The 12,210-nt window shown below is 42.6% G+C and carries 15 protein-coding genes and 4 tRNA genes; 3 read left to right on the top strand and 16 right to left on the bottom strand.

The window, feature by feature from the left end; translation table 11 throughout:
* Positions 1-91: 91 nt before the first annotated feature.
* The 14 genes from rplL to rpsU all read right to left on the bottom strand — a co-directional run bounded on the left by rplL (position 92) and on the right by rpsU (position 6,302).
* Positions 92-469 carry a 50S ribosomal protein L7/L12 gene (gene rplL, locus BACHE_RS05260; protein ID WP_007662129.1) on the bottom strand — a complete coding sequence of 126 codons (378 nt, stop codon included), beginning with the start codon at positions 467-469 and terminating at the stop codon, positions 92-94.
* A 62-nt stretch (positions 470-531) separates the two neighbouring features.
* Positions 532-1,053 (bottom strand): 50S ribosomal protein L10, encoded by a 522-nt coding sequence (gene rplJ / locus BACHE_RS05255; RefSeq protein WP_013546667.1) that lies wholly within the window; start codon positions 1,051-1,053, stop codon positions 532-534.
* 15 nt (positions 1,054-1,068) lie between these two features.
* Entirely contained in the window at positions 1,069-1,767 is a 699-nt protein-coding gene (gene rplA, locus BACHE_RS05250) for a 50S ribosomal protein L1 (protein WP_013546666.1), read from the bottom strand.
* A gap of 15 nt (positions 1,768-1,782) precedes the next feature.
* The gene (gene rplK, locus BACHE_RS05245) at positions 1,783-2,226 is read right to left on the bottom strand and encodes a 50S ribosomal protein L11 (protein WP_005825722.1); all 444 of its coding nucleotides are present in this window, start codon (positions 2,224-2,226) and stop codon (positions 1,783-1,785) included.
* A 57-nt stretch (positions 2,227-2,283) separates the two neighbouring features.
* Positions 2,284-2,826, bottom strand: a complete 543-nt coding sequence (gene nusG, locus BACHE_RS05240) for a transcription termination/antitermination protein NusG (protein ID WP_013546665.1) — start codon at positions 2,824-2,826, stop codon at positions 2,284-2,286.
* A 14-nt stretch (positions 2,827-2,840) separates the two neighbouring features.
* A complete protein-coding gene (secE, locus tag BACHE_RS18055) occupies positions 2,841-3,029 on the bottom strand; it encodes a preprotein translocase subunit SecE (protein WP_005825726.1) in 189 nt (62 codons plus the stop codon).
* A gap of 14 nt (positions 3,030-3,043) precedes the next feature.
* Positions 3,044-3,116: transfer RNA gene (locus tag BACHE_RS05230), tRNA-Trp, on the bottom strand.
* A gap of 54 nt (positions 3,117-3,170) precedes the next feature.
* Entirely contained in the window at positions 3,171-4,355 is a 1,185-nt protein-coding gene (tuf, locus tag BACHE_RS05225) for an elongation factor Tu (RefSeq protein WP_013546664.1), read from the bottom strand.
* A gap of 51 nt (positions 4,356-4,406) precedes the next feature.
* Positions 4,407-4,478: transfer RNA gene (locus BACHE_RS05220), tRNA-Thr, on the bottom strand.
* Positions 4,479-4,494: 16 nt separating this feature from the next.
* Positions 4,495-4,577: transfer RNA gene (locus BACHE_RS05215), tRNA-Tyr, on the bottom strand.
* A gap of 92 nt (positions 4,578-4,669) precedes the next feature.
* Positions 4,670-4,743 (bottom strand) — tRNA-Thr (locus BACHE_RS05210).
* 93 nt (positions 4,744-4,836) lie between these two features.
* A complete protein-coding gene (gene hpf, locus BACHE_RS05205; protein WP_013546663.1) occupies positions 4,837-5,136 on the bottom strand; it encodes a ribosome hibernation-promoting factor, HPF/YfiA family in 300 nt (99 codons plus the stop codon).
* 17 nt (positions 5,137-5,153) lie between these two features.
* Positions 5,154-6,038, bottom strand: a complete 885-nt coding sequence (xerA, locus tag BACHE_RS05200) for a site-specific tyrosine recombinase/integron integrase (protein ID WP_013546662.1) — start codon at positions 6,036-6,038, stop codon at positions 5,154-5,156.
* A gap of 72 nt (positions 6,039-6,110) precedes the next feature.
* Positions 6,111-6,302 carry a 30S ribosomal protein S21 gene (gene rpsU / locus BACHE_RS05195; protein WP_005825735.1) on the bottom strand — a complete coding sequence of 64 codons (192 nt, stop codon included), beginning with the start codon at positions 6,300-6,302 and terminating at the stop codon, positions 6,111-6,113.
* A 232-nt stretch (positions 6,303-6,534) separates the two neighbouring features.
* Between rpsU and BACHE_RS05190 the strand changes: the two genes are divergently transcribed.
* The 3 genes from BACHE_RS05190 to BACHE_RS05180 are packed head-to-tail and all read left to right on the top strand — an operon-like array spanning position 6,535 to position 9,288.
* Positions 6,535-8,328, top strand: a complete 1,794-nt coding sequence (locus BACHE_RS05190) for an aminopeptidase P family protein (RefSeq protein ID WP_013546661.1) — start codon at positions 6,535-6,537, stop codon at positions 8,326-8,328.
* A 5-nt stretch (positions 8,329-8,333) separates the two neighbouring features.
* Positions 8,334-8,852, top strand: coding sequence for a gamma carbonic anhydrase family protein (locus BACHE_RS05185; RefSeq protein ID WP_013546660.1), 519 nt, complete (start codon positions 8,334-8,336; stop codon positions 8,850-8,852).
* 16 nt (positions 8,853-8,868) lie between these two features.
* The gene (locus tag BACHE_RS05180) at positions 8,869-9,288 is read left to right on the top strand and encodes a hypothetical protein (RefSeq protein ID WP_013546659.1); all 420 of its coding nucleotides are present in this window, start codon (positions 8,869-8,871) and stop codon (positions 9,286-9,288) included.
* A gap of 92 nt (positions 9,289-9,380) precedes the next feature.
* Here BACHE_RS05180 and BACHE_RS05175 read toward each other — a convergent pair whose 3' ends face one another.
* Positions 9,381-10,601, bottom strand: coding sequence for a 3-deoxy-D-manno-octulosonic acid transferase (locus tag BACHE_RS05175; protein WP_013546658.1), 1,221 nt, complete (start codon positions 10,599-10,601; stop codon positions 9,381-9,383).
* An 81-nt stretch (positions 10,602-10,682) separates the two neighbouring features.
* A complete protein-coding gene (gene gltX, locus BACHE_RS05170) occupies positions 10,683-12,209 on the bottom strand; it encodes a glutamate--tRNA ligase (protein ID WP_013546657.1) in 1,527 nt (508 codons plus the stop codon).
* Position 12,210: the final 1 nt, after the last annotated feature.

The raw sequence follows: 12,210 nt of genomic DNA, 5'->3' as shown, positions 1-12,210 counted from the left end.
GTAGAACTTAATTTTAAATATATACACAAAAAGGTAAAGAACCCTTTTCACGAAGGGTTCCTTACCGAATCTCCTGATTTACAGGTCAATGTTATTTAAGTTCAACTTCAGCTCCAGCTTCTTCCAATGTTTTCTTCAATGATTCTGCTTCGTCCTTAGCTAAACCTTCTTTTACTACACTAGGAGCACCGTCAACCATGTCCTTAGCTTCCTTCAAACCAAGACCGCAAGCTTCCTTAACGGCTTTAACTACTTGAAGTTTAGCTGCACCGGCACTCTTCAATACTACATCGAAAGAAGTTTTTTCTTCTGCGGCAGCAGCACCACCAGCTGCAGGACCAGCAGCAACAGCAACAGCTGCAGCAGCAGGTTCAATACCGTATTCTTCTTTCAGGATAGTTGCAAGTTCATTAACTTCTTTTACTGTCAAGTTAACTAATTGTTCTGCAAAAGCTTTCAAATCTGCCATTTTTGTATGATTTTTAATTGTTTAAATACTAAATAAATTGATAATAAATTTTGGTCCGAAATTTACGCTTCGGGACGTTCACCAAGAGTCTTAAGAACTCCGTGGAGGGTGTTACCACCTGATTGTAGAGCAGAAATAACATTCTTGGCTGGTGATTGCAACAGGGCAACGATATCAGCAATAACTTCGTTCTTACTCTTGATACTTACGAGAGCATCCAACTGGTCAGCACCAACATAGAAGCTTTCTTCTGCATATGCAGCTTTCAGTCCGGGAATTCCATTCTTTGATTTATCTTTAATCAACTTAGCCGGAGCGTTAGCAACGTTGCTGAACATTACGGCAGTTGTACCTTTCAATGAACCAAAAAGCGGAGAATAATCACCTTCCAAGCTTTCCAATGCTTTATGGAGTAATGTATTCTTAACTACCATCAATTTGATGTCCGCTTTGAAACATTCTCTTCTCAACGCACTTGTAGCAGCAGCGTTCATAGCAGTGGTATCTACCAAATAGAAGTGACCGTATTCCTTCACTGTAGCAGCAATCTGCTCAATAATCGTACTTTTATCTTCCTTTCTCATTATTACTCCGTTTTATTAGATTTCTTCTACTGATTTCGGGTCAATCTTGATGCCCGCACTCATCGTGCTAGAAAGATAAATACTCTTAATATATGTACCCTTGGCTGCAGTCGGTTTCAATTTATTCAAAGTAGAGATGAATTCTTTCGCATTGTCACGAATTTGATCAGCACTAAATGAAACTTTACCGATAGAAGTATGAACAATACCGCTTTTATCAACTTTAAAATCAATCTTGCCTTGTTTTACTTCTTTCACAGCTTTAGCAACATCCATAGTTACAGTGCCACTCTTCGGATTAGGCATCAATCCACGAGGACCGAGCACACGACCGAGCGCACCAATCTTACCCATGATAGACGGCATAGTGATGATTACATCAATATCAGTCCATCCACCTTTGATCTTTTCAATATATTCGTCAAGACCAACATAGTCAGCTCCAGCTTCTTTTGCAGCAGCTTCAGCATCCGGTGTACAAAGCACCAAAACGCGTACAACCTTACCAGTACCATGCGGAAGTGATACAACACCTCTCACCATCTGATTAGCCTTACGCGGGTCAACTCCCAAACGTACGTCAATATCCAGAGAAGCATCAAACTTGGTGTAAGAAATTTCTTTCACCAATTGAGCAGCTTCTTTGAGAGAGTATGCTTTCCCTGCTTCAATTTTTTCTGCAGCCAACTTTTGATTTTTTGTCAGTTTACCCATTCTAATTGAAGTTTATTAGTTATTAACCGGGAACTCCCCTTTTACAGCGATACCCATACTACGAGCTGTACCTGCAACCATCTTCATGGCAGCTTCTACAGTGAAACAGTTCAAGTCAACCATCTTGTCCTGAGCAATCGTACGAACCTGTTCCCAAGTAATCTCGGCAACTTTCTTACGGTTAGGCTCAGCAGAACCACTCTTTTGCTTCGTCACTTCCAACAATTGGATAGCCACGGGAGGAGTCTTGATTACAAAATCGAAAGACTTATCTGCGTAGTAAGTGATAATCACAGGAAGTATTTTTCCTGCTTTGTCCTGGGTTCTGGCGTTGAATTGCTTGCAAAATTCCATGATGTTAATTCCCTTAGAACCTAAAGCAGGTCCAACGGGAGGTGATGGATTTGCCGCGCCTCCTTTAATCTGTAATTTGATTAGTCCAGCAACTTCTTTAGCCATTTTTTAATTGATTTATATATAAAAATTAATGAAGAATACTACAGCGTAACACCTGTACTATTCTTTTTCAACTTGCATAAAGCCCAATTCAAGCGGAGTTTTCCGACCGAATATTTTGACCATGACCTTTAGTTTCTTCTTCTCGGTGTTTACTTCTTCAATGATTCCACTGAATCCGCTGAACGGACCGTAATTCACCTTTACAGTCTCTCCAACTACATACGGGATATTCAAGTCTTCACCTGACTCCTGCAATTCATCGACCGTACCAAGTATGCGATTCACTTCCGACTGTCTCAGAGGAACGGGTTTATCCGAACCTCCCAAGAATCCTATCACATTAGGAGTATTTCTCAAGTGATGAGCAACCTCACCCACCAGAGCAGCCTCCACCAAAACGTAACCAGGAAGATAACTTCTCTCCTTCACAATTTTTTTACCATTGCGAACCTGATATACCTTTTCGGTAGGAATCAATACCTGAGATACATAATCACCAAGGTCGCTGTTTTTAATATCAGCTTCAAGGTATTCCTTTACCTTAGCTTCTTTTCCGCTAATAGCACGCAATACGTACCATTTCTTTTCAATCTCAGACATTTCTCCTTACTTTTTTAATGTGGATAAACAAATTCCATTAAATGTTGGAAACAGAAGTCCATCGCAAATACTACCACTGCAATAAGTAGGGAAGCATATAAAACAACTACTGCACTGTTAGTAAGTTCAGAATACGTAGGCCACGACACTTTATGTACAAGTTCGTCGTAAGTTTCTTTAAAATAAGCTACAATCTTCTTCATTTCAAAAATATTAGCACGGGAGGAGAGGCTCGAACTCCCGACACCCGGTTTTGGAGACCGGTGCTCTACCAACTGAGCTACTCCCGTTTGAACATAATCAGTTCCCGATATTCACCGGGAACTGATTAAGATATTTAGTAATTAGTCAAGAATTTCAGTAATCTGACCAGAACCTACTGTACGACCACCTTCACGGATAGCGAAACGCAAACCTACGTTCAATGCTACCGGGTAGATCAATTCTACATTGATTGCTACGTTATCACCAGGCATTACCATTTCAGTTCCTTCCGGAAGAGTAATTTCACCTGTACAGTCCATAGTACGCAGATAGAATTGAGGACGGTATTTGTTATGGAACGGAGTGTGACGTCCACCTTCTTCTTTCTTCAAAACGTAGATAGAAGCTTTGAATTTAGAGTGAGGCTTAATCTGACCCGGTTTACAAAGAACCATACCACGCTTGATTTCATTCTTATCAATACCACGAAGCAACAAACCTACGTTATCACCGGCTTCACCTTGATCCAAAAGTTTACGGAACATTTCAACACCAGTCACAACAGACTTCTTATCTTCGCCCAAGCCAAGGATTTCAACTTCGTCACCTACATGGATAACACCAGCTTCAATACGACCAGTTGCCACAGTACCACGACCCGTAATTGAGAATACATCCTCAACCGGCATCAAGAACGGTTTGTCAACATCACGCGGAGGCAACGGAATCCAAGTATCAACTGCATCCATCAGTTCCATAACCTTGTTTTCCCATTTTTCGACACCGTTCAATGCACCAAGAGCAGATCCCTGGATAAACGGAGTGTTATCGCCATCGAATTCGTAAGCTGAAAGCAACTCACGCATTTCCATCTCAACAAGCTCCAACATTTCAGGATCATCAACCATGTCACACTTATTCATAAACACAACCAGTCTCGGAACGTTTACCTGACGAGCCAGCAAAATGTGCTCACGAGTCTGAGGCATCGGACCGTCAGTAGCAGCAACTACGATGATAGCACCGTCCATCTGAGCAGCACCAGTTACCATGTTCTTTACATAGTCGGCGTGACCCGGACAGTCAACGTGTGCATAGTGACGGTTAGCTGTTTCATACTCTACGTGAGAAGTATTGATAGTGATACCTCTTTCCTTTTCTTCAGGAGCGTTATCGATAGAATCGAAAGAACGCAATTCAGAAAGGCCTTTCTTTGCCAACACCGTAGTGATAGCAGCTGTCAACGTGGTTTTACCGTGGTCAACGTGACCAATTGTACCAATGTTTACGTGCGGTTTGGTACGTTCGAATTTCTCTTTAGCCATAGCTTTACTTGTTATTTATTTGATTAATAATCAGCTTTTACATTTTTCGTGAGCTGTTACCGGGACTTGAACCCGGGACCTCTTCCTTACCAAGGAAGTGCTCTACCGCTGAGCTATAACAGCAAGGAGAATAAGAGTGTGGGCAAAGATGGATTCGAACCACCGAAGGCGTAAGCCAGCAGATTTACAGTCTGCCCCATTTGGCCACTCTGGTATTTGCCCATTCATTACTCAAAGAACTTTTTTTCTTATCCTTACCATCTATTACAAAGACAATAATCTCCGAATAAATTTTGATAACCATTTTTCACCTGAGCCTCTTGTCGGATTCGAACCAACGACCCCGAGATTACAAATCACGTGCTCTGGCCAACTGAGCTAAAGAGGCAAGCTTAAAAAATGCAACCGCAACGATCCAATGCGAGCGAAACGGCTGCAAATTTAGGCATTTATTTTTTACCCGCAAAATTTTAGCGAAAAATTATTTGTTCCGTTGTTTTTCCTTGTATTTAACCAACTGTTTTTCCAAAGCCTCAAGACATATATCCACCGCTTCTTCAAACGTATCACAAACCTTGTTCGCATAAAACTCGCCATTGGGAACCAATACTTTTACCCCGGCTTCTTTATTTTCGGCAGTTTCTGGCTTTACTACCTTTAATGACACCTCTACTTTCTTTATATCGTCGTAAAATTTTTCCAACTTAGTTACCTTCTTTTGGACAAAGGCTTGCAGTTGCTCTGATGCGTCAAAGTGAATCGATTGAATTCTTACTTCCATACTAACCTCCTTTTTATTTAGGCCCGAGGATGAGCCTGGTTATACACTTTTTTAAGTTCTTCAAAAGTAGTATGTGTATAGATTTCCGTAGTCGCCAAACTCTCATGTCCAAGCAATTCCTTTATCGAACCTAAATCAGCACCATTGTTCAGCATAGCCGTCGCAAAAGTGTGCCTCAACACATGGGGACTTCTTTTCTTTACAGTTACTACCTTCGAAAGGTTTCGTTTCACAAGATACTCTACGATACTACGATAAAGCCGTCTCCCATTCTTCCGAACAAAAAAAGCATCCGTACGAATAGGAATCGCTTCATTCCGCACATTGACATATTTCCGCATGGAAAGTTCCAACTCTTTGTCGAAAGGTATCAAACGTTGCTTATTCCGTTTTCCCGTCACCTTAATGAGAGAAGCAGAAAAATCAACATCCTTATCATTCAAACCTATCAATTCTGAAAGTCGCATGCCGGTAGCATAAAACATTTCAATAATCATGCGGTCACGACACCCTTTAAACCCTTCTCCAAAGTCTATATCATCCAACAATCTATCCATCTCTCCTTGCCTCAAAAACGTAGGAAGCGGTTTCTTTTTCTTCGGCCCCACAATTTTCTGTAATGGATCCATAGCAACCATTCCCCTCTGCAAGAGAAATCTATAATATGTTCGGATTGAGCTTAACTTTCGATTAACCGTATTAGACGCACAACCCTTGTCCATCAGAAAAGTAATCCATTCCCGAACAAGCTCCGCATCTACATCCGACGGGGTTAAATCTCCCAACATTTCTTCACCGAACTTCTGCAATTCAAGAATATCTGCCCGATAATACTTAACCGTACCCTCGGAATAATTCCGTTCATACAAAAGATAGTCAAGAAAAGAATCTGTCAATAACATATCGCTACATATCTAAATCATGCAACGAATGTATGAAAAAGAATTCAATAATTCAAAGGAAATTACGAATTATTAATCTTCTACTTGCTGAAGTTGTTGAACGTAAACTGCACGTTCCTTCTTAAGTCTTTTTGTTACAGACGGTTTGTCAAACTGTTGTCTGCGTCTCAATTCCTTAACTGTGCCGGTCTTTTCAAATTTTCTTTTAAACTTCTTCAGCGCTTTTTCGATGTTTTCGCCTTCTTTTACAGGTACTACAATCATTTTCTTTCTTTTAAAATGTTAATGTTTAAAATTTCACGATTAAATCGAGCCGCAAAATTACACATACTTTCTTTATTCACAAAACTTTCAGCAAAAAAACGATAAATCAAACACGAAAAGAATTCGTAAAAGACACTAAGTTCATGCACAAAACAAGGAAGGCTTTGTTTATATTCAAAAGAAAGTAACTAACTTTGGAGAAAGAAAAGCTTGTATCATTATTATAAAAGGTATGAACCGAACAATATCCCAACGTATAAATGCCCTCCGGGCATTATTGAAAGAAAAAGGAATCGATGCATTCATCATTCCAAGCACTGACCCTCATTTAAGTGAATATGTAGCGCCACACTGGCAATCAAGAGAGTGGATATCAGGATTTACCGGATCGGCAGGAACTGTAGTAGTTACCAGCAAAAAGGCCGGATTATGGACCGATTCACGCTACTTTCTCCAGGCAGCACTGCAATTGGAAGGAAGCGGCATTGATTTGTACAAAGAAATGTTGCCGGAAACGCCCACTATTTCCGAATTTCTGAAAACAAATTTAGCATCCCGAATGACAGTAGGTATTGATGGGAAAGTATTCTCTACAGAAGAAGTAATAAAGCTAAAAAGTGGATTAGAGAAGAATGGCATTATTGTAAAATGCATTTCCGACCCGATGAACAGCATATGGACAGAGCGCCCTGCCATGCCCGAAGCTCCTGCCTTTATTTACGAAACGAAGTATGCAGGAAGAAACAGCACTGAAAAACTGACTGACATCCGTAAAGAAATGAAGAGAAATGGAGCAGAAGCATTATTGGTTTCCGCATTAGACGAAATAGCATGGACACTGAACATACGCGGAACAGACGTACATTGCAATCCTGTAACAGTCAGCTATTTGTTACTCACCGAACAAGAAGTGCATTTCTTCATCCAGCCCCTAAAAGTCACGAATGAACTCGCCGCTTATTTAAAAGAAACCGGTATTGAAATTCATTCCTACGAAGACATTGAAAGCTTTCTGGGCAATCTATCAACCGACAACATATTACTCAATCCCGCCAAGACAAATTACGCAGTATATTCCGCCATCCGTCCGAATTGCCGTATCATAGAAGGGGTTTCTCCGATCGCTTTTCTCAAAGCAATCCGCAACCAACAGGAGATAGCCGGTATCCACACTGCCATGCAACGTGACGGAATAGCTCTGGTCAAATTTCTGAAGTGGCTTGAAAATGCTGTTCCCACAGGAAAAGAAACAGAAATCAGTATAGACAAAAAGTTACACGGCTTCCGCGCAGAACAACCTCTCTACATGGGTGAAAGCTTCGACACCATTGCGGGCTATAAGGAACATGGAGCCATTGTGCACTATGAAGCAACTCCGGAAACAGACGTTCCAGTATTGCCTAAAGGCTTTTTGTTGCTGGATTCAGGAGCCCAATACATGGACGGAACCACAGACATCACCCGTACCATCGCCTTGGGAGAGCTTACAGAAGAAGAAAAAGAAGACTATACCTTAATACTGAAAGGACATATTGCACTGGCAACGGCCGTCTTCCCGGCAGGCACACGAGGTGCTCAGTTGGATGTCCTCGCCCGCATGCCGATATGGAAACACCGTATGAATTTCTTGCATGGAACAGGCCATGGCGTAGGGCATTTCCTGAATGTACACGAAGGGCCGCAAAGTATCCGCATGAACGAAAATCCGGTAACATTACAACCAGGGATGGTTACCTCTAATGAGCCGGGTGTATATAAAACCGGCAGTCATGGAATACGGACGGAAAATCTTGTACTGACAGTCCCTGCCGGAGAAGGTATGTTCGGCAACTACCTGAAGTTTGAGACAATTACCCTTTGCCCCATCTGCAAGAAAGGTATCATCAAAGAGATGCTGACGACAGAAGAAACAGAGTGGTTGGACCAATATCACCAAAAAGTATATGAGAAGCTTTCACCCGGCTTGAACAAAGAAGAACAAGAATGGTTGAAAGAAGCATGCAAATCACTAACTTCTAATCACTGAAAAGAATGGCTTTAATAAAATCAGTAAGAGGATTCACCCCCGAAGTGGGAGAGAATTGTTTTTTGGCAGACAATGCAGCGGTCATTGGCGACGTCAAGATGGGAAGGGATTGCAGCATTTGGTTCAGCACCGTGCTGCGTGGTGACGTAAATTCCATCCGCATAGGAAACGGAGTCAACATTCAGGACGGAAGCGTGCTGCACACCTTGTATGAGAAATCGACCATCGAGATAGGAGACCATGTATCCGTGGGGCACAACGTGACCATCCACGGAGCCATCATAAAAGATTATGCACTGATAGGCATGGGATCGACTATTCTCGACCATGCAGTAATAGGAGAAGGAGCCATCGTCGCCGCAGGCTCCTTGGTGTTAAGCAATACGGTAATAGAACCGGGAAGCATCTGGGGAGGAGTTCCCGCCAAATTTATCAAGAAAGTAGATCCGGAACAAGCTAAGGAGCTAAATCAAAAGATAGCGCACAACTATCTGATGTATTCTGACTGGTACAAAACAGAGTGATAAAAAGAGACATATTATGAGAAAGAAACACATTTGGCTATTATTATCACTCGTCACCTTCATAAGCGGCTGCGACTATGTGGGAGGTTACTGTTATTATATAGAGAATCGGTTGCCCGACGCCACGGTGACTGTAAAGACCCACCGTAAAGGCTACCAATATCCTACCGAAATAAAAGACAGCATATTCATCATCCTGCCCAATGAAAAGAAGCTCATCAACGTAACGCCAACCGGTATCTGTGGAAAACACGAACACCCTTCCGACATTATGGCAGAAGGTTACCATGAGTTAGGGGAGCTGGAAGTGTTTGTCGATGGCAGAAAAGTGGAAAATGATTTCTGGGACAGAAAGTATTGGGAATACACCACAGAAGAGCTGGAAGGAACTTATCTGCTTATCATAGACGAACAAATCATCACCAGAACCCCTTGACAATGTTATCATGCAAAAGGAGGTGCGTCCCAACGACACACCTCCTTGTATTATAAATACCAATCAGTCCCTCTATCAACCTATCACTTTATTCAAAAGTTTATCATACTCAAGACTTTATCCGTAGCACCTGCGTTGTCGGTCACATAATTTCCGGCATTCATCCCTGCTTCACGCAAGAAAACTTCATCTGCCAACATACGGTCAAGCAGAGTGTTTAATTCATCATAATCCTTGATGGAAAATGCTCCTTCAGACTCCAACAGTTGGATTGCCTCCTGGAACTTCTGATATTTAGGTCCAAAAATTACAGGAATTCCATAAACGGCAGCTTCCAACGTATTATGAATGCCAACGCCAAAGCCACCACCGATATAGGCTATTTCTCCATAGCGATAAATAGATGAAAGCAACCCGAAGCAGTCGATGATCAAACAATCGGCTTTGCGTACATTTTTTTCATCAGCGCGAGTATATCGCACATACGGACGCTTCAACTTACGGATAATCTCCACCAAATGGTTTTCATCAATGACGTGTGGAGCAATAATCATCTTCACTTCCGGATGCTGGTTGAAGTATTCGATAAACAAATCCTCATCCGGCTGCCAGGAGCTTCCTGCAACAAAAGTCATTGTATCATTCTTGAAGAGTTTCACCAACGGCAAGTCCTTCGCTTCTTCCCGAATCTGCAGCACACGGTCAAAGCGTGTATCACCTACCACCGTAACCCGGTTAATACCGATCTTTGCCAAATAACGCTTGGAACGTTCATTTTGCACAAACAGATGGTCAAAGTTCCTCAATACATTCCGATATGTGCCACCATACCACTTGAAAAAGATCTGCCCGCGGCGAAAGATGGAAGATACACTATATACCGGAATGCGGCGCTTATGCAGTTCACCCAGATAGTTCTTCCAAAACTCATATTTGATAAAAAATGCCATGCACGGGTTTACAATATCCAGAAACTTCTTCACGTTACGGGGCTTATCAAAAGGCAGATAACAAACCACATCCGCCCCTCTGTAATTCTTACGAACCTCATATCCCGAAGGCGAAAAGAAGGTAAGCAGAATACCATAATCCGGATATTTGGCACGGATTTTCTCAATCAACGGACGCCCTTGCTCAAATTCCCCCAAAGAAGCAGCATGAAACCAAATATAGCGCACATCCTTCTCTAACTGTTGGCGGAGAAGTTCATACACTACCCAATGTCCCTTCATCATTTTACGGGGCTTACGGCTAAACGGGGCGGCTAAATGCACCAAAATATCATAGACAGCTATTGCCAAGTCGTAGAGCATAATATATTGAATTAAGAATGAAAAATAAAGAATGAAGAATCAGGGTTGCCGCAGCAGATGACTCTCCATTCTTAATTCTATTCACTTCAAAGCTTCGATGGCACGCTGCATGCGGACCAGTGTTTCTTCCTTACCGAGCAATTCAGTAATGTCGAACATGTGGGGTCCCTTACATTCTCCTACCACCGACAGCCGGAAAGCATTCATCACATTTCCCATATGATAACCCTTTTCCGTAATCCAGCCTATCACAATATCTTCAGAAGGTTTCGACGAGAAATCATCTATACCCCGAAGCACTTCCATCAATTCAGCCATGATGCGAGGAGTATCCTCTGACCAACGCTTTTTCACATCCTTCTCGGCATAAGTGACAGGAGCCACAAAGAAGAATCGTGCCTGATCCCAAAGTTCTTTCACAAAATTGACACGTCCTTTCACCAAAGAGACAACTTTGGCAAGAAATGCATCATCATATTGCCCGGCATCCACACCATTCGCCTCCAGCACCGGCCGGAAAAGGCAGGCAAGTTCTCCATCGGGCTTCTGCATGATGTACTCATGATTGAACCAAGTACCTTTCTTATAATCAAATTTAGCACCGGCCTTGCTGCAATGCTCCAGATTAAACAGTTTCACCAATTCATCCATTGACATCAATTCTTGATCATTGCCAGGATTCCAGCCCAGAAGAGCCAGAAAGTTAATAACCGCTTCGGGTAAATAACCCGATTCACGATATCCTGAAGACACATCACCCGTCTTCGGATCATGCCACTCCAATGGGAAAACAGGAAAACCGAGACGGTCACCGTCACGTTTGCTCAGCTTGCCGTTGCCTTCGGGCTTCAGCAGCAAGGGCAGATGGGCGAAGGCGGGCATCGTATCCTCCCAACCAAAAGCACGATACAGCAACACGTGCAATGGTGCAGAAGGCAACCATTCTTCACCGCGAATCACATGTGATACTTCCATCAGATGATCATCCACAATATTGGCCAAATGGTAAGTAGGCAATTCGTCCGCCGATTTATACAACACTTTATCGTCAAGTATGGAAGAGTTGATAACCACCTCACCACGAATCAAATCATTAACATGCACATTTTCATCCGGCTCTATCTTGAAGCGCACCACATACTGTTTGCCTCCGGCAATCAGAGCGTCCACTTCTTCTTTTGAAAGGGTCAGAGAATTGCGCATCTGCATGCGGGTAGAGGCATCATACTGGAAGTTGGCAATTTCGGCACGCTTGGCCTCCAGTTCTTCCGGAGTATCAAAAGCGATGTATGCCTTCCCGGCATCCAGCAACACCTGTACATACTTCTTGTATATTTCACGGCGTTCCGACTGGCGGTATGGACCGTGATTTCCTCCGAAACTCACCCCTTCATCAAACGGGATGCCCAACCACTTAAAAGATTCCAATATATATTCTTCTGCACCCGGCACAAAACGATTGGAATCAGTATCTTCTATACGGAAAATCAAATCCCCTCCATGCTGGCGCGCAAAGAGATAGTTGTATAAAGCTGTGCGCACGCCACCAATGTGCAATGCTCCCGTAGGACTTGGGGCGAAACGGACTCTGACTCTTCTTTCTGTCATA

Origin of the sequence: Bacteroides helcogenes P 36-108 (assembly GCF_000186225.1) — a bacterium.
Classification (GTDB): Bacteria; Bacteroidota; Bacteroidia; order Bacteroidales; family Bacteroidaceae; genus Bacteroides; species Bacteroides helcogenes.
Note: the sequence above shows the minus strand (reverse complement) of the source record. Positions and strands in the feature narration are given on the sequence as shown.

Excerpts from the sequence above, each read along its gene's own strand:
- BACHE_RS05180 (WP_013546659.1), top strand. The coding sequence starts at position 8,869 with ATGAGAAAGAAACACATTTGGCTATTATTATCACTCGTCACCTTCATA.
- BACHE_RS05175 (WP_013546658.1), bottom strand. The coding sequence starts at position 10,601 with ATGCTCTACGACTTGGCAATAGCTGTCTATGATATTTTGGTGCATTTA.
- BACHE_RS05190 (WP_013546661.1), top strand. The coding sequence starts at position 6,535 with ATGAACCGAACAATATCCCAACGTATAAATGCCCTCCGGGCATTATTG.
- gltX (WP_013546657.1), bottom strand. The coding sequence starts at position 12,209 with ATGACAGAAAGAAGAGTCAGAGTCCGTTTCGCCCCAAGTCCTACGGGA.
- rplK (WP_005825722.1), bottom strand. The coding sequence starts at position 2,226 with ATGGCTAAAGAAGTTGCTGGACTAATCAAATTACAGATTAAAGGAGGC.
- rpsU (WP_005825735.1), bottom strand. The coding sequence starts at position 6,302 with ATGATTGTAGTACCTGTAAAAGAAGGCGAAAACATCGAAAAAGCGCTG.
- hpf (WP_013546663.1), bottom strand. The coding sequence starts at position 5,136 with ATGGAAGTAAGAATTCAATCGATTCACTTTGACGCATCAGAGCAACTG.
- rplJ (WP_013546667.1), bottom strand. The coding sequence starts at position 1,053 with ATGAGAAAGGAAGATAAAAGTACGATTATTGAGCAGATTGCTGCTACA.
- BACHE_RS05185 (WP_013546660.1), top strand. The coding sequence starts at position 8,334 with ATGGCTTTAATAAAATCAGTAAGAGGATTCACCCCCGAAGTGGGAGAG.
- xerA (WP_013546662.1), bottom strand. The coding sequence starts at position 6,038 with ATGTTATTGACAGATTCTTTTCTTGACTATCTTTTGTATGAACGGAAT.
- secE (WP_005825726.1), bottom strand. The coding sequence starts at position 3,029 with ATGAAGAAGATTGTAGCTTATTTTAAAGAAACTTACGACGAACTTGTA.
- rplL (WP_007662129.1), bottom strand. The coding sequence starts at position 469 with ATGGCAGATTTGAAAGCTTTTGCAGAACAATTAGTTAACTTGACAGTA.
- tuf (WP_013546664.1), bottom strand. The coding sequence starts at position 4,355 with ATGGCTAAAGAGAAATTCGAACGTACCAAACCGCACGTAAACATTGGT.
- nusG (WP_013546665.1), bottom strand. The coding sequence starts at position 2,826 with ATGTCTGAGATTGAAAAGAAATGGTACGTATTGCGTGCTATTAGCGGA.
- rplA (WP_013546666.1), bottom strand. The coding sequence starts at position 1,767 with ATGGGTAAACTGACAAAAAATCAAAAGTTGGCTGCAGAAAAAATTGAA.